The following is a 2,717-nucleotide window of genomic DNA, read 5'->3' as shown; positions in this document are numbered from 1 at the left end:
AGCCGTCGTCACCCCACCCCGCTTTTGTCTAACGACAAAATCTCCCCTCCCCGTTCACGGGGAGGGGATTAAGGGGTGGGGTAAAATGACTGTGGAATGAGCTTTCTGACTTAAGTTGACACCAATGCAACATGTTGTGCCCCTACGATATCTGTACCTCACGCCTGTTGCAATCTGCTTTATATTCCGAGCTTCTTGCGCCATTTGAAATGATATGTTTATCTTTGCGCCCGATGTAGTAGGTAGTTATAGAATAAGCTTGACATGATTCCAGGAATATGTTAATAATTATAGTTTGTGGAAACTTTACTTCTTAATTTAAGCTCTTGGCTAACGTCATTGTCATAGGTGCCCAATGGGGCGATGAAGGAAAAGGTAAAATAACTGACTTACTCAGCCGTTCCGCAGATGTTGTGGTTCGTTATCAAGGGGGTGTCAATGCTGGACACACGATTGTAGTTAAAGGTCAGACCTTTAAGCTGCACTTGATTCCTTCTGGTATTTTGTATCCAAATACCGATTGCATTATCGGCTGTGGAACAGTCATCGATCCACAGATTTTGATTGCAGAACTCGACCAATTAAAAGAACTAAATATTTCCACTGACCACCTGCTGATATCTGAGACAGCCCACGTAACAATGCCTTATCATCGGTTGATTGACCAGGCATCGGAAGAACGACGGGGAAGCCATAAGATCGGCACAACAGGTCGGGGCATTGGGCCGACTTATGCTGACAAATCTGAGCGTATAGGCATTCGGGTTTTAGACTTGATGAACCCGGATGGACTACGTGAGCAGTTGGAGTGGACGATTAATTATAAAAACGTCATTTTAGAAAAGCTTTACAACTTGCCGCCTCTAGATGCACAAGAGGTGATTGAACAGTATTTGGGATATGCAGAACGGTTGCGCCCTTACGTTATTGATACATCGTTAAAAATATCCGATGCAATTGGGCGACGGCGGAATATTTTGTTTGAAGGCGCACAAGGTACGCTCCTTGACTTAGATCATGGAACTTATCCTTATGTCACCTCCTCTAATCCTGTGGCCGGGGGGGCTTGCGTTGGTACAGGGGTAGGGCCGACAATGATAGACCGGGTAATTGGAGTGTCGAAAGCCTATACGACACGGGTGGGAGAAGGGCCATTTCCCACCGAATTGGATGGAGAGTTGGGAGAAATGTTGTGCGATCGCGGTGCCGAATTTGGCACAACTACTGGACGCAAACGGCGTTGTGGCTGGTTTGATGCCGTCATCGGTCGCTATGCCGTGCGGATAAACGGCATGGATTGTATGGCGCTCACTAAACTAGATGTCCTCGATGAATTAGAGGAAATCCAAGTTTGTGTCGCTTATGACATAGATGGTCAACGCAGTGAACACTTCCCCACAAGTTCTCGTCAATTTGCTAGATGTCGCCCCATCTACAAAACCTTACCAGGATGGAAAGTGTCAACAACCGACTGCCGCACCCTGGAAGACTTGCCACCGCAAGCACTGGACTATCTAAAATTCCTCGCTGAATTAATGGAAGTCCCGATCGCGATCGTCTCACTAGGAGCAAGCCGCGATCAAACCATAATCGTAGAAGACCCCATCCACGGGCCCAAACGTGCTTTATTGCAGGCCGACGGCACACCTGCTACCCTGCTCAGTGCGTAAATTGGTCATTAGTCATTAGCAAAGGACAAATGACTAATGACCAATGACAAATGACTAATGACTAATGACTAATGACAAAGGACAACTTCTATGGCTATTACAGTCGAATCTCAAAAACGTCCAGAAGGGAGCAAGCCAAGAGCTTTGCGCCGTGCTGGACTGATACCTGCCAATTTGTATGGTCATAAGGGTACAGAATCCATTTCTTTGACCATTGAAGCCAAAACTGTTGAGCGTTTGCTCAAAAGAGCTTCCGTCAATAACACCTTGATTGAGTTGAATATTGCTGATGTACCTTGGCGCGGCAAAACCCTCCTGCGGGAACTTCAAATCCATCCAGCCAAAGGTACGCCTTACCACCTCAGCTTTTTCGCAGTTGCAGGCCACGGCGACACTACTGTAGAAGTTCGGTTGCGTTTTGTGGGAACTGCTGTTGGTGTTAAACAAGAAGGTGGTGTGTTAGACACCGTAGTCACCGAATTGCAAGTGACTTGTGCGCCAGAAAACATCCCAGATGTCATCGAAATCGATGTCTCTAATCTGCAAATTGGAGACAGCTTGAGTATTAGTGATATACCCTTTCCTGAAGGTGTAACACCTCTAGCTGAATCAGAGCGACTTGTTGTCAGCGTTTTGCCACCACAAATTAGCGCTGAAGATGCTGGGACAGAAACTGAAGCAGCTTCTTAAGCTAGGTAAACTGTGTAATAATTTTTGATGATACCAGGGGGGAACTCCTGGTTTTTTTGTATTTATAGCGGTTCTCGAATGGAAGCAATACACTTTGACCTCACTTCCATTCCTCTCTCCTAAAAGGAGAGAGGCTTTGAATCTTGCTCCCCAACGCTAGCTCTTAAGGGGCTGGGGGTTAGGTCTGTATTGGACTCAAGCGAGAAGCGCTATAGAAAACAGTAGGTTGGGTTCTGGAGTTTAGACTAAGCTATACAAAATGACCCAGCAGGGCTGAGTTAATCAGAGACTTAGCAAAAGTATGAATAATCTAAGGTATTAAACAGCAACAGATGCTTCTTTACGTGGTGGAGTTAC

Annotated in this window: 2 protein-coding genes; both read left to right on the top strand. The window is 46.1% G+C overall.

The features are described from left to right. Positions 1-326 precede the first annotated feature (326 nt). On the top strand, positions 327-1,670 hold the full coding sequence (locus LC653_RS45585; protein WP_229501805.1) for an adenylosuccinate synthase: 1,344 nt from the start codon (positions 327-329) through the stop codon (positions 1,668-1,670). 90 nt (positions 1,671-1,760) lie between these two features. Next, complete coding sequence (locus tag LC653_RS45580; RefSeq protein WP_229501804.1) at positions 1,761-2,360, top strand: 50S ribosomal protein L25/general stress protein Ctc; 600 nt, start codon at positions 1,761-1,763, stop codon at positions 2,358-2,360. Positions 2,361-2,717: the final 357 nt, after the last annotated feature.

It is taken from the genome of Nostoc mirabile CHAB5784, assembly GCF_020829645.1.
GTDB lineage: Bacteria > Cyanobacteriota > Cyanobacteriia > Cyanobacteriales > Nostocaceae > Nostoc > Nostoc mirabile.
The sequence above is the reverse complement of the archived record's forward strand: the minus strand, read 5'-3'. Positions and strand labels throughout refer to the sequence as shown.

Excerpts from the sequence above, each read along its gene's own strand:
- LC653_RS45580 (WP_229501804.1), top strand. The coding sequence starts at position 1,761 with ATGGCTATTACAGTCGAATCTCAAAAACGTCCAGAAGGGAGCAAGCCA.